16 protein-coding genes are annotated in these 16,120 nt (G+C 69.1%); 8 read left to right on the top strand and 8 right to left on the bottom strand.

The genetic code is table 11. The features are described from left to right. Window positions 1-36: 36 nt before the first annotated feature. A complete protein-coding gene (locus tag ACQP2Y_RS13985) occupies window positions 37-981 on the bottom strand; it encodes a hypothetical protein (RefSeq protein ID WP_433728057.1) in 945 nt (314 codons plus the stop codon). Window positions 982-1,650: 669 nt separating this feature from the next. On the opposite strand from ACQP2Y_RS13985, the gene ACQP2Y_RS13980 reads away from it, so the two are divergent. After that, window positions 1,651-2,037 (top strand): nitroreductase/quinone reductase family protein, encoded by a 387-nt coding sequence (locus ACQP2Y_RS13980; RefSeq protein WP_433728055.1) that lies wholly within the window; start codon window positions 1,651-1,653, stop codon window positions 2,035-2,037. Window positions 2,038-2,060: 23 nt separating this feature from the next. Here ACQP2Y_RS13980 and ACQP2Y_RS13975 read toward each other — a convergent pair whose 3' ends face one another. Beyond that, window positions 2,061-2,552: a hypothetical protein gene (locus tag ACQP2Y_RS13975; protein WP_433728053.1), complete on the bottom strand. Its 492-nt coding sequence runs from the start codon at window positions 2,550-2,552 to the stop codon at window positions 2,061-2,063. 443 nt (window positions 2,553-2,995) lie between these two features. On the opposite strand from ACQP2Y_RS13975, the gene ACQP2Y_RS13970 reads away from it, so the two are divergent. Together ACQP2Y_RS13970 and ACQP2Y_RS13965 are read left to right on the top strand one after the other, a co-directional pair. Next, complete coding sequence (locus ACQP2Y_RS13970; protein ID WP_433728051.1) at window positions 2,996-4,387, top strand: DUF1996 domain-containing protein; 1,392 nt, start codon at window positions 2,996-2,998, stop codon at window positions 4,385-4,387. A 433-nt stretch (window positions 4,388-4,820) separates the two neighbouring features. Further along, entirely contained in the window at window positions 4,821-5,189 is a 369-nt protein-coding gene (locus tag ACQP2Y_RS13965) for a hypothetical protein (protein WP_433728048.1), read from the top strand. A gap of 25 nt (window positions 5,190-5,214) precedes the next feature. Here ACQP2Y_RS13965 and ACQP2Y_RS13960 read toward each other — a convergent pair whose 3' ends face one another. Beyond that, window positions 5,215-6,414, bottom strand: coding sequence for a hypothetical protein (locus ACQP2Y_RS13960; protein WP_433728046.1), 1,200 nt, complete (start codon window positions 6,412-6,414; stop codon window positions 5,215-5,217). A gap of 323 nt (window positions 6,415-6,737) precedes the next feature. Beyond that, window positions 6,738-7,811 carry a cellulose-binding domain-containing protein gene (locus tag ACQP2Y_RS13955; protein WP_433728044.1) on the bottom strand — a complete coding sequence of 358 codons (1,074 nt, stop codon included), beginning with the start codon at window positions 7,809-7,811 and terminating at the stop codon, window positions 6,738-6,740. A 67-nt stretch (window positions 7,812-7,878) separates the two neighbouring features. Between ACQP2Y_RS13955 and ACQP2Y_RS13950 the strand changes: the two genes are divergently transcribed. The 3 genes from ACQP2Y_RS13950 to ACQP2Y_RS13940 all read left to right on the top strand — a co-directional run bounded on the left by ACQP2Y_RS13950 (window position 7,879) and on the right by ACQP2Y_RS13940 (window position 12,020). Beyond that, the gene (locus ACQP2Y_RS13950) at window positions 7,879-8,922 is read left to right on the top strand and encodes a glycosyl hydrolase 53 family protein (RefSeq protein ID WP_433728041.1); all 1,044 of its coding nucleotides are present in this window, start codon (window positions 7,879-7,881) and stop codon (window positions 8,920-8,922) included. Window positions 8,923-8,935: 13 nt separating this feature from the next. Continuing rightward, complete coding sequence (locus tag ACQP2Y_RS13945) at window positions 8,936-10,270, top strand: right-handed parallel beta-helix repeat-containing protein (RefSeq protein ID WP_433728038.1); 1,335 nt, start codon at window positions 8,936-8,938, stop codon at window positions 10,268-10,270. A gap of 199 nt (window positions 10,271-10,469) precedes the next feature. Beyond that, a complete protein-coding gene (locus ACQP2Y_RS13940; RefSeq protein ID WP_433728035.1) occupies window positions 10,470-12,020 on the top strand; it encodes a GGDEF domain-containing protein in 1,551 nt (516 codons plus the stop codon). An 87-nt stretch (window positions 12,021-12,107) separates the two neighbouring features. Here the strand turns inward: ACQP2Y_RS13940 and ACQP2Y_RS13935 are convergent, their stop codons facing one another. Continuing rightward, complete coding sequence (locus ACQP2Y_RS13935) at window positions 12,108-13,076, bottom strand: NAD(P)-dependent alcohol dehydrogenase (protein WP_433728033.1); 969 nt, start codon at window positions 13,074-13,076, stop codon at window positions 12,108-12,110. A 133-nt stretch (window positions 13,077-13,209) separates the two neighbouring features. Here ACQP2Y_RS13935 and ACQP2Y_RS13930 point away from each other — a divergent pair, with 133 nt between their 5' ends. Continuing rightward, window positions 13,210-14,085 carry a helix-turn-helix transcriptional regulator gene (locus tag ACQP2Y_RS13930; protein ID WP_433728031.1) on the top strand — a complete coding sequence of 292 codons (876 nt, stop codon included), beginning with the start codon at window positions 13,210-13,212 and terminating at the stop codon, window positions 14,083-14,085. Between the two features lie 59 nt (window positions 14,086-14,144). On the opposite strand, the gene ACQP2Y_RS13925 is transcribed toward ACQP2Y_RS13930, so the two are convergent. The 3 genes from ACQP2Y_RS13925 to ACQP2Y_RS13915 are packed head-to-tail and all read right to left on the bottom strand — an operon-like array spanning window position 14,145 to window position 15,432. Then, window positions 14,145-14,585: a MarR family winged helix-turn-helix transcriptional regulator gene (locus tag ACQP2Y_RS13925; protein WP_433728029.1), complete on the bottom strand. Its 441-nt coding sequence runs from the start codon at window positions 14,583-14,585 to the stop codon at window positions 14,145-14,147. Next, window positions 14,582-15,001, bottom strand: coding sequence for an EVE domain-containing protein (locus ACQP2Y_RS13920; RefSeq protein WP_433728027.1), 420 nt, complete (start codon window positions 14,999-15,001; stop codon window positions 14,582-14,584). Before ACQP2Y_RS13920 ends, ACQP2Y_RS13925 begins: the two co-directional genes overlap by 4 nt. Continuing rightward, window positions 14,998-15,432 (bottom strand): SRPBCC family protein, encoded by a 435-nt coding sequence (locus ACQP2Y_RS13915; protein WP_433728025.1) that lies wholly within the window; start codon window positions 15,430-15,432, stop codon window positions 14,998-15,000. The genes ACQP2Y_RS13920 and ACQP2Y_RS13915 overlap by 4 nt, the downstream gene beginning before the upstream one ends. 109 nt (window positions 15,433-15,541) lie before the next feature. Between ACQP2Y_RS13915 and ACQP2Y_RS13910 the strand changes: the two genes are divergently transcribed. Next, complete coding sequence (locus ACQP2Y_RS13910; RefSeq protein ID WP_433728022.1) at window positions 15,542-16,084, top strand: hypothetical protein; 543 nt, start codon at window positions 15,542-15,544, stop codon at window positions 16,082-16,084. Window positions 16,085-16,120 lie beyond the last annotated feature (36 nt).

The following is a 16,120-nucleotide window of genomic DNA, read 5'->3' as shown; positions in this document are numbered from 1 at the left end:
TCGCCGCTGCCCCTGGACAGATCCGAAGAAGGTCGGTCAACGGAGCATGTGCCGCAGCGCCATGCCGGTGATCAGAGAAGAAGTGGCCGCCATCAGCAGACCCCCGCCGACGCCGATGGCGATGGTCAATGCCAACGGCTGCCCGGGCTGCCACAGCGGCATCGCGAAGCCCAGGAACACACCGAGACCGACGAGCCAGGCGAGCGCGGTGGTACCGATCCAGCGGAGCGCGCCGGTGACGTGGCGGCGCAGGATCAGCCACTGCGCGGTGCCGATCGACGCCAGGAGGGCAGCGCCGAGCAGAACCGCGCCCGGCACCACGAGAGCCACCGGCCAGGACCCGATCGACCCGGCCAAGGTGGAGGGCACCAGCCCGATCGCGTACGCGATCATCGCAGCGACCGCGGTAGCCACAATCCACTGCCGTCGCCCCACGCCGGGCAACGCCCGGCGCAGTACGGTGACCTGGCCCCAGCCGAGCATGCCGCCTTCGAGCGCCCCGGCCGCGAGCAGGGCCGGCACCGAAACCCCCGCTGCGGCGTCGGCAGTCACCGCACCGGCGCAGGCCGCGACGGCAAAGCCGAGGAACTCCGCCGCCGTGACCGTCAAGAACCACGAACGCACCAGCCGCGGGCCACGCAGAGCCGGCCGGGCCAAGGCAGGTCCATCGAGGGCCACCACGACGAAGATGGCGTCGAGCTCGACCGTCAACCGTGGGTAAGTTCTCCGATACGCTGCTGCGGCTTCACTGTCGGTGCCCGTGACCACCCGGCCGGTGCCGCAGCGCCACGCGCCCTCCAACAACACCTCGACCGGCGCCCCGGCGCGGAAATGGCGCCACCACTGCTTGTTCGCGGCGTCGCCGCACATCACCACGATGTCGTCACCGTCGCGTGTGGCCTGCACCGGCACCGCCACCAACGCTCCGGTACGGCCGGTGTAGCGAAGCACGGCGAGCTTCCCGCCGGCGAGGTGCCGCATCCGGGAACCCAGCAGGCGCACCATGAACCGGTTCGCCAATGGGGCCCGGTGCGGTGCGGCGGAGGGCACCGCGCGGCCGAGAGTCGTCATGGATTCACCCTCGCCGGGCCGAACCCGGCCGGCCAGGGCCGAAGCAATCCCACCGGCGGGACCTTCGGCCCTTCCGCCGGCTCTCCGAGGCGGGCGGCGCCGGAAGACGATCACCGCGGTGGTGGACCGGCCTGGCGGCGGCCCGACGACGATCGGTGCGGACAGGCGTAGGGTCGTCGTGTCGCCCTGGACCCCGGTGGCTTGCAGTTGCCCGTTGCGGCCCCCTTCAGCGTTTTTTCGCAGACTGTTCCCGCGCACCGATATCCGGCTGCGGCCGACGTAGGTCAGTGGTCGGTGATCGGTGGTGCCCCGCTGGTCACCGGCAAGCCGCTGTCGGGGACGGCCACCTGACGACTGTCCGCACGACCGCAACGTGCTTCGATCGCTCGTCGTGTGACCAGGCACGGCAGTCGCCGTCCCGGCCTTGATCGATGGCGGTAGCGGTTGTGTCATTCAACGATCGGAGACGCCATGAAAGATTCTCAGCAGAGCGGACAGCGGCCTGGCCGGATGGTTCGGTCCATGTACCGATCCGGACGGCCGAACCGACTGGCGTCGATCATGAATCGAGTCACCGCCATGATCGCCTCGTCTGGGCTCTGGCCCAGCCGGCTGGTCACCCTGGAGGTCCGCGGCCGGCGTAGTGGCCGCACCATCTCATTGCCGCTCGTGCCCACGGACTATCAGGGCGAACGCTATCTGGTGGCCATGCTGGGCCCGCGTACCGCATGGGTGGCGAATGTCCGCGCGGCGGGCGGGGCGGCCGTTCTCCGCGCCGGGCGGCGCGAGGAGGTGCGCCTCGTGGAGGTCGATCCGGCCCGTCGCGCCCCCATCCTGCAGCGATATCTCCAACTGGCACCGGGCGCCCGGCCGCACATCCCGGTGGATCACCACGCGGACGTAGCCGCCTTCGAGAAGGTCGCCGCCGACTACCCCGTCTTCCGCGTCTGCGGACCGCAGCAATAGGCGCCCAAAGGTAGCCACGACCATCATTCCTGATCGCGGAGTTTCCTGTCGAGCAGTGTGGAAAGCTCGTGGGCGATTGTCCCCAGGCTTTCCCCACGGTAGACGCCGGCCAGCTCGTCAAGCAGCCGGGCCACGACCGCAGCCTGAGCCGCCGTCAGCGTCACAGGTCGTCCCGCTGACCGGTCGCCGTCGACGAGCCGCTTCCCGAGAGCTTCGGCGTACTCGTCGCGGTTGAGCGGGTTGCCGGAACGATCCCGAACGGTTGCCGTTGGCCGCGGCGGGGCGTCGCCGCCAGCCGGGGCCTCACGGAACTGGGCGTGTGCCGGGCAATAGTCAGTCTGGCGGATCGGGTCCGACCTCCAGCCGACAGCGTGTTCACGAGCCCAGGCTCGGGCGTCCGTGTCATTGCGCCACGCCTCGGTGGCCGGCGGCTCCACCTGGATCGGGCATCCCGCCACGTCGCAACTGAGGACGACCCGCCGCAGCGCGCCTCCCTTGGACAAGTGGATGCTCACTGCAACCCGCTCTCGTGGTCGTCCCACCATGCGACCCGAAGCATCGTCGGCTGACGGATCAGTCACCGCACAAGCGGAATGCTACCGCCTGCCCGGCACGGAGATCGTCCACGGCGGCGGCACCGAGAGGGGCCCAGCTCATACCGACGACGGTGGCGGGGATCCACTGCGGGGGCCGGCGATGCCCGGCGGGCATCTGCCTGGTCGCCTGACTAGGGAAGCGCTTCCCCGAGCGGCACCAGGCATTGACAGCCATTAACGGGACGTTCACAGTGGGCACCAAAGAGAGCGCTTCCCCGCGTTCAAGGTTGAGATTCGCAACGGCTCCGACACATCCCCGATCCCCAAGGAGCAGCTCCATGACAACCCCTGTGTTCCGTGGCAGAGCGACCCGACATGCCACAGCCCTCTCCACCAGGAAATCCCGGACGCGGAGCCGCACCGTGCGTCGTGCTGCTCTCGGTGTGGCGCTCACCGGCGCCCTCGTGGCCGCTGGCCTCGCCGCCGCCGCCGGATCGGCCTCGGCGGCGACCACGGTCACCGTCCAGGCCGAGTCGTACGCCGGCCAGTCCGGGGCGCAGGTCGAACCGACCGTCGACACCGGTGGCGGGCAGAACGTCGCCTACCTGGCCAACGGTGACTGGCTCCGGTACGACAACGTGGACCTCGGAGCGGCCGGCGCGATCACACTGGGCGCACGCCTGGCGTCCGACAGCGGCACCACCGGCAGCATCCAGTTCCGCACCGGATCGGCGACCGGAACCGTGCTGGCCAGCATCCCGGTGACCTCGACCGGCGGCTGGCAGACCTGGACCACCACGTCCGCGGTGGCGAACACCCACCCGACCGGCGCGCAGACGGTCTTTCTCACCCTGACCAGCCCCCAGGCCGGCAACTTCGTCAACCTCAACTGGTTCTCCGTCACCGCGGCCGGCGGCACCACACCTACCACCCCGGCCACGCCGACCCCCACCGGGACTTCAGGCCCCGGATGGCCCACGGTGAACGCGGCCCAGCAAGCTGCCGACACGGCGGCGTTCTTCGCGCTCACCCCGCGGCCGATCACCGGCAACGTGGTACGCGTCCCGGAGTTCAACGCCGGCTGCACGGTCAGCCACCACCTCAACGACGACCCGATCATCTTCCCCGGGATGGCCGGCGCCTCGCACGCGCACACCTTCCTGGGCAATACCAGCACCAACGCGAACTCGACCAACCAGTCCCTGCTCGGGCACACCGTGACCACCTGCACCCCGGCCGAGGACCTGTCCGCGTACTGGATCCCCTCGCTGTTGCAGAACGGCACGGTCATCGACCCCGCCGGGGTCACCGTCTACTACGGCTCGCGGCTGAAGGACCCGAGCCGCACCCAGCCGTTCCCGCCCGGCTTCCGGATGATCGCCGGTGACGCGAAGCTGCAGGTCCCCAGCAGCGGCAACCAGTTCTGGTGCGCCGGCCCGGGAGGCCAGACCGGCCGCAGCGCCGACGGGAACTGGCCGATCTGCGCCCCGACCGCGAACCTGACCTACCAGCTCGTCTTCCCCGACTGCTGGGACGGCGTGCACCTGGACAGCCCCAACCACAAGGACCACGTCGGACCGACCGGTCCGGACGGCACCTGCGCCAGCGGGAAGTTCCCGGTGACGATCCCGTCGCTGTCGTTCGTCATCGACTACCCCGTCCACGGCACCACCGCCGGGTTCACGCTGGCCTCCGGGATGGCGTCGTCGATGCACGGGGACTTCATGAACGCCTGGCTGCCCGCCGCGCAGGCCGCCCGGGTGCGCAACTGCATCGACCAGTCCGTCAAGTGCAACGCCGCCGGCAACAACTGACCTACGGCCGACCCGTGGCCCCCGGCACCCGCCGGGGGCCACTGTCTCATTCCGCGCCTCTTCAGCACCGTGCTCGCTCGTCCCCGAGTTCGCCGCCGCCGGGGGTGCCGCTGGTCGCGACGCTTCACCGACACCCTTGGCGTCGACAACATGACGAGAAGGGAACCGGTGGTCCGTGGTGGGACGTCCCATCGACATGTGGCCAGGAGCGCGAGTTCGGATGCGTACAGTCAGGTGTTGTGCCGTCGCCGTGTTGCTGGTGACCGTCGCGGCTTGTGCGTCGGACCGGGGTGACGCCGGCGGCGGCCCCGGGCCGGCACCCGCTTCGGATCCGGGTCTGAGCGTCGTATCCGCAAGGATCGAGGACTTCCTGCGCAGCGGATACCCGAACTCGTTCGCCGGAATGTGGGTGGATGCCGCGAACGACAGTCTGGTGGTCTACCGGGTGCCGGACCATGCTCTCGATGACGCGGTACGAGCCCGCTGGTCCACCCCGAGGATCGAGTTTCGTGACGCGCGGTGGACCGCCGGGCAGATGGCGAGCTTGACCGACAAGGTGATGGCCGACGCCGCCTATTGGAAACGCCGGGCGGTGACGGTGAACGGGGCCGGTCCCACCTATGACGGCTCGGCGGTCGAGGTGATGATCGGCGAGGAAGCCGGGGCTTGGCAGGCCGCCTTCGACGACCGTTACGGCGCGCAGGCGGTGCGGCTGGTGCACGGCAGCGCGACACCGATTCCCGGCCAGATCTTCCGGCCTTCGGGTGTGCCTTATCCGAGCGGTGCGGGACAGCCCTCATAGCAGGGCTGCCCCGCACCGCGCCGGGTCACTCGCCGTCCAGCAGAACCCGGAAGGTCCGGTCGCCGACGGCCGCGTTGAGACCCTGCAGCTGGACGAGCACGTCGGGGTACCAGAACTTCCAGGAGCAATGCCGGGCGTTGGGGTCGCTGTTCGCTCCGCCGGGCACGCCGCGGCAGGTCTTCCAGTCGGCCTGGTTGCCGGAGATGGCGCTGATCGTGCCGCGCGCGTAGACGCCGGTGGCGTCGGAGGTGAGGCTGAACGCCGGGCCGCCGCTGTCACCGTTGCCGACGGACGCGGTTCGGTCGTTCTTCTCCGCCCGGACCATGTTCTTGACCGTGCCGAAGCCGCCCATCGTGATGGTCTGCCCGGTCGCGGCCACCGTGATGCCGCAGTTGGCGCCGGAGAAGGATCCCGAGGTGCAGACGGAGTCGCCGGTCCGGTTGCCGAACTGGCCGCGGATCGGCTTGGAGAACTGGGCCGCCTCGCCGGCGATGGAGCCGCCGTCGTACTGACGGCCGGCGGTGGGCATCGCGACGATCATGGCGTCGTGGGTGCGGTCCTCGTCGGGGAAGGTTCCGCCCATGAGGCTGTTGATGCCGAAACCGGTGCCGTTGTACCAGAAGCCTTGCCCGCAATGAGCGGCGGTCAACATGACTTTGGGCTGTCCTGAATAGGAGGTCTTCAGCGGGAATCCGGTCGTGCAGCTGGCGATGTGGGTGGCGTCGACCTGACGCTCCATGTACGAACCGCCCCAGTACGGTGAAGTGTCGCCGTAGCGGGAGGTCGCGACGGGTCCCTCGGAGGCCACGGCGCTGATTGTCACCTTGCTGGTGATACCGGTCAGGGCCTGCTGCACCGCTTTGCCGGACCCGGCCGGTGTCCCGGCGACGCCGACCTCCAGCCCGGAACCGTCAGCTTTCGGGCCGATCGAGACAACGCGGGGGCCGGACGCCTTGCCGGTGATGTGCAGCGTGGCCAGGCGATCCCGCTCGGCTTCCAGCTCGCGCAGGGTGAAGGCGGCCGGATGCACGGAGATCTTGATGCCGCTGCCCGCCGCGGCTGATTCTTCCGCCCGGACGGTCGCGGGGATCGCACCTTTCCAGTACACGTTCAGCGTCTTCGCGGCGGCGTCGACGATGAAGCCGCCCAGGCCCGACGCCGATGTCGACTTCGTCGAGCTCTCGATGCGATCGGCCGCCCGGTCCAGCGGAATCTGGTCGCGCATGAGGGCGAGCACCTCAGCGGTGGCGCCCTCGGCGTGAACCTGATCGGAAAGCGGTGCGCCCTTGTCCGTGTCGGCCGAGGCCGGCCCGGTAATCGCGAATGCCGAGCAGAATGCCGCCATGGAAGCGACCAGTGTCGTTCTCACTAAGAATGGTTTGGTGCGCATCGATCCTCCAAGCCCCGATTTTTGTGCACGGGGTCATGGCGGCGCCGGCCATCAGAAAGCCCTCGACATCGCCGTTCGATCGCGTTCGCCGCACCCCCGTGCCGGCACACCCATTGAAGGGGATGAATTACTGGAAGTCAACGGCGGTTTCTTGTCGATCACTGGCCGGGAAGTCGCTCGATCAGGGCATCCGCACAATTGGTACGGGCCCGGAATTGATCGTCTGCAAAAAGCCGTAGCGGATCTTCAGGTGCCGCCACCAGTCGCGCAGCATCCACGCGTCGAAGTCGGTGATCCGGGTGGCGCTGCCGGCCTTCATCAGGGAGCCGCCGACCGCCGGCGCCGCCACTGAACCCGGCAGTGAGCCACAGTGACTGGTCGTAGTGCCGGGCGGCGCCGCCGGGGCAGTTCGGGTAGGTGCCGGACTGGTTGAAGAACCGGCCGCACGGCTCGGGACATTGCGGCGCGTTCTCCCGGATGTTGTCGACGTAGATGTCGACCGAGTTGTCGGTCCACTCCAGCTGGGCCCGGTCCCGGACCGCCCAGCCGACGACCTTCACCGGCACCTGGGTGTACGGCCAGCCGTTGTGCCCGGCCATCACGTCCATCCACTTGTTGTAGGTCTGTTCCTGGTGCTGCCAGACCTGATCCAGCGCGGCGGACAAGGTGGCCGGCGGGTCCCAGCCACTGGCCGGCGGGGTGGTGGGAGCAGGCGTGCTCGGCGGCGGAGTAGTGGGCGCCGGGCTGGAGGGGGCCGGGTTGGAAGGCGGCACGGTGGGCGGGCTGGTGGTGGCCGCGCCCGTACAGGCGACGCCGTTGAGGGCGAAGCCGGTCGGCTTGGCGTGGGTGCCGGAGACGGTGCCCTGGTAGCCGAAGCTCGCGACGGCGGCGGTCCCGATATTGCCGTTGTAGCCGACGTTCACCGCGGTCACCTGGCTGCCGGCCTGGGTCAGCGTCGCGTTCCAGGCGTTGCCCACGCGCTCCCCACCGGCGAAGGCGAAGGTCAGCCGCCATCCTGATACCGGATCGCCCAAGTTGGTGATCTTGACATCGCTGGTGCAGCCGCCGTCCCAGTGGCTCGCGATCGTGTAGTCCACCCGGCATCCGCCGGCCGCCGCGTTCGCGGTGGCTACCTGCTTGCCTGCCAGATTCTGATCATTCGTATTGAGGGGGCTGTGAGCTGCCGATTTGTCGGCAACATATAGACAGGCTTGACAGTCTTGGGTGGTCATGGTCCGCTGTGAACGGTCACAACGCTGCCTCCCATCCCCTCCCCATCCCCGACCGAGGTGTGTACGGATGTCACTGAAAGACCTGGAGAGCCCGGGCGGGCTGCGGCGCCGCTCCGTACTGCTCGGCGCGGCCGCCGGAGCCGGCGCGCTTGCGCTGGGCACCACGGTTCTGGCGGGTCCGGCCGACGCGGCTGCCGCCTTCGTCAAGGGCGCCGACGTCAGCTGGCTGCCCCAACTCGAGGCCAGCGGCTACATCTGGAAGGACAGAAACGGCGTCCAGCGGGACTTGCTGTCGATCCTCAAGGACTACGGCATCACTGCGGTGAGCCTGCGCACGTGGGTCAACCCGTCCAGCCACCCGACCAACGGGCACTGCAGCATCGAGGAGACCGCGCAGCTCGCCCAGCGAGCCAAGAACGCCGGCCTGCAGGTGCTGCTCGGGTTCCACTTCGGCGACACGTGGAACTCGGCCGGCGTGCAGAACCCGCCGGCGGCGTGGGCCGGCATGACCTACGCCCAGATGCTGAAGGCGATGAACGATTACGTCTACCACTCGCTGAACGTGATCAAGTACTACGGCGTAACTCCCGGCTGGGTGAAGATCGGCAATGAGCAGAACTCCGGCATCTGCAAGCCGACCGGCAGCCTCAGCAAACCCGCCCAGATGACCGGGCTGCTCAACGCCGCGTACGACATGTCCAAACTGGTCTTCCCGAGCACACCGGTGCTGGTGCACCTGGCCCAGCCCCAGAACCTCGCCGGCGTCCAGAACTTCCTCAACGCCTACCGGTCCAACGGCGGCAGGTGGGACATCACCGGTCTGTCCTCGTACGGCCAGGGCGGCAACGTGCCCGGCATCCTCGCCAACATGCAGACCATCCAGACCACGTACGGCAAGCCCATCATGCATGTCGAGTACGGCGGGCCGGTCGGCAAGCCGACCCAGGTGCGCGACTCGCTGAAAGCGTTCGTCTCCGGGATCAAGGCTTTCGGCGGTCTCGGCACTTTCTTCTGGGAGCCCGAGGGCTACCCGTCTCTCACCGCTTACAACAGCTCCGCCTGGGACGAGGCCACCCGTAGGCCGACAGCCGCCCTCGACGGCTTCCTGTGACCTGGGGTTCCTGATGAAGTCAAGAGTCTTGACCCGCGCGTTGCTGGGCTCGGCCGTGCTGGCGAGCGCCATCGGCATCGTCGCGGTCTCGGCCGACGAGAGCAGCGCGGCAGCCGGTGCCACCTACTACGTGGCGCCGGCCGGTAACGACAACGCGGCCGGCACGCAGGCCGCGCCGTGGAAGTCGATCGCCAAGGCGCAGACCGTCGCGACGGCCGGCGACACGGTCTACTTCCGCGGCGGCATTTACGCCTACACCAAGGCGAACACCGCCTGTGCGAGCCAGACCGCCCGGGTCGACGGGATCACCCTGAACAAGAGCGGCACCCCGGGCAACCCGATCCGCTACTGGGCGTTCCCGGGCGAGAAGCCGGTCTTCGACTTCGCCAGGATGGCCGACGACTGCCGGCTCAAGGGCTTGGACGTCACCGGCAGCTGGATCCACCTCAAGGGGCTGGAAATCTCCGGTGTCAAGCAGAACAACAAGCTGAACGCCGAGTCCTGGGGGATCTGGATCTCCGGCAGCAACAACACCTTCGAGCAGCTCAACATCCACCACATCATGGGCACCGGCCTCTTCATCAACGGCGGCGGTGGCAACCTGGTGCTCAACACCGACTCGCACGACAACTACGACACCAACAGCACCGACGGGCCCGGCGAGAACGCCGACGGTTTCGGCGCGCACTACATGAAGGCCGGCACCGCCGGCAACGTCTTCCGCGGCTGCCGGGCGTGGTGGAACGCCGACGACGGGTTCGATCTCATCGACGCCTACTCGCCCGTGACGATCGAGAAATCGTGGGCATGGCGCAACGGATACCTGCCCGGCACGACCAGCAGCGCCGGCAACGGAAACGGCTTCAAGGCCGGCGGCTACGGCGGCGCCTACGACGCGGCCGCCGTCAAGCACACCGTCCGCTTCTCGGTGGCGTTCGCCAACAAGGCGGCGGGCTTCTACGCCAACCACCACCCCGTCGCGAACGACTTCTTCAACAACACCAGTTACGGCAACCACCCCGACTTCAACATGCTGGGCGTCGACGCGGGCAACGCCGCGGTGGGCCGCGGCAATCTGCGCAACAATCTCGCGTACACGGGCACCCTGACGTCGAACATGACCGGTACGACCGCCGCGTCGAACTCCTGGAACCTGGGCATCGCCCTGTCGGACGCCCAGTTCCAGAGCGTTTCGATCACCGGCTGGGACGGGCCCCGCCAGGCCGACGGCAGCCTGCCGGTGCTGCCTCACCTGCGTCCCACCCCGGCCAGCGCCCTGATCGACAAGGGCGTCAACGTCGGATCGCCCTTCACCGGAAAGGCGCCGGACCTCGGCGCCTTCGAGTAGCCCGCCGGCGGTACCTCGGTGCCGTCGGCCATGATCTGGCAGATCTCGCACCCGTCGCTGGGCTGCGGTGCTGCGCCACGCCCGATCCCTCAGGTTCAGGGTCGGCGGCTCGATGATGTACAAGACGGCACGAACACCGATGAGGGGGTGAGCCGTGCCGGATGCCGACGGGTCGGACGAGGCTCACTCCGCTGCGATCGTGCGCGCCTATGCCCTCGTCGAGGCCTCCCAAGGTGAGGACGCGGCAGCTCAAGCCAATGTGGCCGGCGTCGAGGCGGCCGCCCACGGCTGGGACGACGTCCGGGTCCTGGTCCATTTCGCGACCTCGTTCGTCGCGGCCTACGCCGGCCAGGACGGTTCGGCGCACATCCAGGCAATGGTTGACATCGCGAGCCGGATCGAGGATCCGGCTCTGTACGCCCTGTCGCTCGCTCATACGGCGGCCCGCCGGGTGAAGTCCCGCCAGGCTCTGGATCTGACCGAGTCACCGATGAGCCTGTTGGTGCGTGCGGTCGCATTGCTCGACGGCTCGAGCGCTCCCGTGGTGCACCGCGCGGCTGCCATGATCGAGGTCGCGAACGTGTCGCACGCCCTGGGCCTCTGGGAACTTGCCGCGCAGCAGTACGAGCTGCTCGCTGAGGCGTTCGGCGAAGACCACGACCCTCGGTGGAGCTCGACCGTGCACCGGCAACGGCGCGCCGTCGCGTTCAACCGGCTCGACCTGGCCCTCGACTGGGCGAGCGAGGAGGCGGCCCTCGGTGACTGGGCCGCTGCCGGGGCCCGCGCCGCCGCGAGCCTGCCCGCCGGCCTCGAGGCCATCGACGCCGGCTGGCCGCCGAGCTGGGTGTCCCAATACCGCCGTCACCTGTGTCTCCTGGCAGCCCTGGCCGGGTCCTCGGGCAGCTCGCAGTGCCACCTGGACCCCCAGTGGGACGACGCCGCCACCGCCACGATCATCGCCGTCAGCGCGGCCATCCGAGCCGCCCGGAACGGACAGACAGTTCGCGCAGCCCGGCTGGCCGATGGACACGCCGAGCGGATCGACGATGAGCTGATGCCGGCGAGCACCCGGCTGCTGTGCATGAGCATCGCCGCCCGGCAGCCGGGCACGCCGGCCGTCGCCACCGCCTACTCCGACGAACTCGTGATGCTGCGCTGGAACGCCCGCATTAACCAGATGATCGGCGTGCGGGACGCGATCGCCGTGGAGCGCCGGCGCCGCGAACACGAGCAGCTGCGCCACCAAGTTCTCGTCGACGACCTGACCGGACTCGCCAACCGGCGCGGCTACCAGGCCTACCTGACCGGCCTGCTACAACCGGCGATCCCGGCAGAGACCGACAACCAGGACGGCTACGCGGTCATGATGATCGACGTCGACCATTTCAAGGGCGTCAACGACACCTTCGGCCATGACATCGGCGACGTCGTCCTCGCCCGGATCGCGCAGGTGCTTGCCTCGAACGTGCGCCCGGTGGACCTCGCCGCCCGGCTCGGCGGCGACGAGTTCGTGGTGATTCTGGCTGACGTCGGACCGGACGTCCCCGAAGCACGTGCCCGGGTGATCCTCGACGCCGTCCGTGGGCATCCGTGGGAGGAGGTCGCGGCCGGCCTCACCGTGTCGATCAGCATCGGCGTCCACACCGGCGGCCGCCAGGAACTACCGGCCCTGCTCACCGACGCCGACCGCAAGCTCTACCACGCCAAAAATGAGGGCCGCGGACGAGTGGCCGGCCACGCCGCGCGCTGACCTCCACCGACTGCACGGACGGGTACTGCCCGCACGGATCCGCCGAGGCGAGCGCAGCGCGACTCGATTCGTTCGCCCTTGTTGTGCTCACTGACCGGTAGCGTCGCTCCCTGCGATCTGCACCATCTGCCTGCCCAAGGCGCCGCCCTTGTCGAAAGCGTGGTGCGCCGAGGCAACATCGTTCAGGGAGTACACGCCGTCGATCACCGGAGCCACCGCTCCGGACGCGACCTGTTCGGCGAGTTCGGTGAGCTGCGCAGCACGTGGATTCGCGCTGAAGGTGCGGATGCGGCGGGAACCGAAGACGGTGGACGCGGCGATCGCGGCGATCGCGGGGCCGGACAGCCCCACGGTTACCATCCGGCCGCTCTTGGTGAGTCGGCGGCGGTAGCGGGCGAGGTCGGTGCCGACAGTGTCGACAATGACGTCGAACAGGCCGGTCTCCTCGGCTGCGGTCTGACGGTAGTCGAGGACGCATTCGGCGCCCAGGTCGGTGAGCGCGGCGGTGTGCCGGGCTCGGGCCAGGGCGGTGACCCGGCCGCCGAATGCGTGCGCGAGTTGGACCGCGGCCGTGCCGACCCCGCCGGCCGCCCCACGAACGAGGACTCTTTCGCCCGCTTCCATGTGGGTGGCGCCGCGGAGCGCGGCCAAGGCGGTGATTCCGGGAACGAGCAGCGCCGCAGCCTGCAGCGCTGACAACCCGACGGGTACGGGGCCGACACGGTCCGCCGCGACGACGACGAACTCCGCCGCGCCCGCGATGGCATGCTTCTCCCTCGGGTGCACGGTGCCCCACACCGGATCGCCGGCCCGGACGCTGTCGACGTCCGGGCCGGTGGCGGCGACGAAGCCTGCGAAGTCCAGACCGACACCGATCGGGAACCGGCGACCTGAGATCACCTTCGCGGCCCCCGAGCGAACCAGCGCGTCATGCCCGTTCACGCTGGACGCCGCAACAGCGACCAGGACCTGACCTGGACCCGGCTCGGGCCGCTCGACCTCGGTCACCGTGAGAACGTCGGGTGCGCCGTACGAAAAGATCTGAGCGGCTTTCATGGTTCTGGTCCTCTCGGTCGTCGACGTCTGCCGCACCGAGCTTGACGGGCCGGACCGCGATCATGGTCGACCGGCCTTTCCTGGGACAACCGGACCCACCTTCCAGTCGGCACCCGAAGGCATACTGGGCGGCATGGACGACGATCCCCGCCGCGAGCTTGCGGAGTTCCTGAAGGCCAGGCGGACCCGATTACGACCGGAGGACGTCGGACTGGAGCCCGGGCCGCGCCGCCGGGTGTCCGGGCTGCGGCGGGAGGAGATCGCCCTGCTGGCCGGTGTCAGCTCCGACTACTACCAGCGAATGGAACAGGGCCGCGACGTGCGGCCTTCCGACCAGGTGCTGGAGGCGCTCGCGCGGGCCCTGAACTTCTCCGCGGAGGAAAGCCGGCATCTGTACACGCTCGCCGCCGCCGCCCGCAGACCGGTTGACCGACGCCGACGTCGCGCGCCCGAGGTGGTGCCCGCAACCACACTGCGGCTGTTGCGCACGATGACCGCACCGACGATGGTCGTCGGCCGGCACCTCGACGTGCTGGCCTGGAATCCGCTGGCTGGTGCCCTGCTTGGCGAGCTGACCGCCCTACCGCCGCCGGAGCGGAACATGTTGTGGCTGCTCCTGCAGCCGGGCGCTGACCTGACCTGCCCCGACCGCGCGGCGACCGTCGGCGAGTTGACCGCCATGCTGCGTACCGCGGTGGCCTCTGACCCCAACCACCCGCGAGCCCTGAGCCTGGTCGGTGAGCTCGCGGTGAACAGCGACGAGTTCCGTACGCTCTGGGGCCGGCATGACATCGAGGAGACCACCCGCGGCCGGATGCGCATCATTCACCCGCTTGTCGGCGAGCTCAACCTGGACTGGGACGCCTACCGGCTGCCCGGCGCGTCACCCGGAATGATGATCGTCGCCTACACCGCTGAGGAGAACAGTCCCGACAGCGAACGCCTCCAACTGCTCGCCCGGCTGGTCGACACGCCCTCACCGGCTGCAGTGCCCGTCGAGCAGTCCTGACTCCTCCACCCCGGTTACATGCACGCTTCGCGGGCCGGTTCGCCCAGGAGCACGGGTCATCAGGACTGACGCAGGGTCCGCAGTGCCTTGGTGAATGCCGGCAGCTCTGCGCCGAGGACGGCGAACAGGGAGGCATCGCAGGCCTCTACCGCGACCACAGCTTTGTTGACGAGGTCACGTCCGGCCACGGTGACGGCTACCGCCCGGGCTCGCCCATCGCTGGGATGAGGGGGCCGGTGTACCAGGTCGCGGCTTTCCAGCGCGCGTAGCACCTGGGACGTCATCATCGGGTCGGTGGCCGCCATGTCGGCGAGAGCCTTCTGGGTCACGGGCCCGGAGGTCTCCAGGTAGGTGAGCGTCGCCAACAGCACGAACTGCACGTGGGTGATGTCGAAGGGTTTCAGCGCCGCCCGCTGCGCCGCCTGCCACCGGTTGGTGACCTGCCACAACAGCAGGCCCGGGCTTTCGTCGGCGCTGTCGTGGCGAGTGGCCAGACTCATGCCGCTACCTTATGTTGCTGCATGGCCTGGTGGATCCGGCTGAAATCGTCATCGGTGAGCTGGACGAGGCCGCGACGTAACTGGACACCCCAACCGGGCTGAGCGGTGAAGGCCAGACCCAGCGGCCGGAGCGGTGTTTCGACCACGTTCGGAAGGTAGTCGACCCGGCGCCGCCACGGATGGAAGTGTCCCTCGTGTGCCTGCCAGATCTCGTCGTCGGCGACCACGCCGAGCGCGGTGAAAGACCGCAGTGGTTCGCCGTCGCGCAAGCTGGTCCGCGGCGAGTAGTAGACGAGCCAGTCGCCGGCCGCGAGTCGAGCGAGCCCGTCCCGCTTGCCGTGACCGAGCTGAGCGATGCCGCGCTCGGTGCCACGCCGGACGTGGTCACGGCACACCACACCGAGCCAGTGATTCATGCCGGCACCTCGGTCGTACGGGCGGCGGCTTCGAGCCGGGCGAGATCGTCGCTCAGGCCCTTCGCGATGTTCTTGCCCAGGACAGCGTTCCAGAAGAAGGCGAGCGGGCCGGCAAGGGTCACCCGCACCGAGATCGTGGTGCGGCCGCCCGCATCAATGGCTACCAGGTGCTGGAACGTCAGCCGCGCACCCAACAGCAGGGACACGTCGGTGAACTCGTGGCCCGGCACGAGTGAGGTGACGACGAACCGGGTGGCCGGACCACCCTTGGGCTTCAGCGTCCCGGTCGCGCCGGTGCGGAAGGGTCCGTCGAGGCGGACCCATTCGGTGTCGGTGTTCCACTCCGGCCAGGTGGCCATGTCGGCCCAGCGATCGAAGAACGCCTGAGGCCGGACGTCGGAGGTGAGCTGAGCGGTGGCGATCGTCTTCATGCAAACTAGTATGCGCGCTTACTATCTAGTTGGCAAGTGCGTAACTCCTGACTCCGACCAGGTCGGCCAAGCGCCCGCGGGCTCGCTCCCCTGCCAATACGCTGGGGATGTGCATACCGTCCTCAGCAAGGGCAGCCGGTTGGATCCGGACGTCACGCTCCCGGAGCATGCCGGCCTGACAATGGTCACCGGGGCGCCGGTGGAGCTGCTGTTGGCGCTGAGTCGCCCGCACGAGCTGGAAGTGCAAGCGGTCACCGCGGCCCCGACCCGATTCGCGTGGATCGACGTCGGCGCGGCGGGGGTCCTGTTGTACCGCCTCGGCCCGGTGCTGCCCTGGGCGCAGGTGACCTTCCACCCCCGTCTGGTTCCGGCCGAGGAGGGACCGGCCGGCGTCGACGGTACGCACGGGGTACGGATCGTGCTGGCCGACCGGGACAGCAGGGTGGTCCGGGCGGTGCACCGGGTTCGGTGGCCGGTCGGCTTCCTGTCGGTGGTACGGGAGTCGGTGGCCAGGATGCAGGAGACACCGTACGACCGCCTGGCTCACCAGCATGCCGTTGCCGCGTTGCGCCGCCGGTACCCGACACCCGAGGACCTGCTGGTCGACCGGGTCGACGCGCACTGCACTGCCGTACCGATCCGCGCTGGGTGACATCGCACTCCGCCGGCCCGCAGGCCCCTGACGGCC

Origin of the sequence: Actinoplanes sp. CA-051413 (assembly GCF_050955795.1) — a bacterium.
Classification (GTDB): Bacteria; Actinomycetota; Actinomycetes; order Mycobacteriales; family Micromonosporaceae; genus Actinoplanes.
Note: the sequence above shows the minus strand (reverse complement) of the source record. Positions and strands in the feature narration are given on the sequence as shown.

Coding starts and splice junctions, on each gene's coding strand:
- ACQP2Y_RS13985 (WP_433728057.1), bottom strand. CDS start 981: ATGCGGCACCTCGCCGGCGGGAAGCTCGCCGTGCTTCGCTACACCGGC.
- ACQP2Y_RS13980 (WP_433728055.1), top strand. CDS start 1,651: ATGATCGCCTCGTCTGGGCTCTGGCCCAGCCGGCTGGTCACCCTGGAG.
- ACQP2Y_RS13960 (WP_433728046.1), bottom strand. CDS start 6,414: ATGCGCGACCAGATTCCGCTGGACCGGGCGGCCGATCGCATCGAGAGC.
- ACQP2Y_RS13955 (WP_433728044.1), bottom strand. CDS start 7,811: ATGACCACCCAAGACTGTCAAGCCTGTCTATATGTTGCCGACAAATCG.
- ACQP2Y_RS13950 (WP_433728041.1), top strand. CDS start 7,879: ATGTCACTGAAAGACCTGGAGAGCCCGGGCGGGCTGCGGCGCCGCTCC.
- ACQP2Y_RS13945 (WP_433728038.1), top strand. CDS start 8,936: ATGAAGTCAAGAGTCTTGACCCGCGCGTTGCTGGGCTCGGCCGTGCTG.
- ACQP2Y_RS13935 (WP_433728033.1), bottom strand. CDS start 13,076: ATGAAAGCCGCTCAGATCTTTTCGTACGGCGCACCCGACGTTCTCACG.
- ACQP2Y_RS13930 (WP_433728031.1), top strand. CDS start 13,210: ATGGACGACGATCCCCGCCGCGAGCTTGCGGAGTTCCTGAAGGCCAGG.
- ACQP2Y_RS13925 (WP_433728029.1), bottom strand. CDS start 14,585: ATGAGTCTGGCCACTCGCCACGACAGCGCCGACGAAAGCCCGGGCCTG.
- ACQP2Y_RS13920 (WP_433728027.1), bottom strand. CDS start 15,001: ATGAATCACTGGCTCGGTGTGGTGTGCCGTGACCACGTCCGGCGTGGC.
- ACQP2Y_RS13915 (WP_433728025.1), bottom strand. CDS start 15,432: ATGAAGACGATCGCCACCGCTCAGCTCACCTCCGACGTCCGGCCTCAG.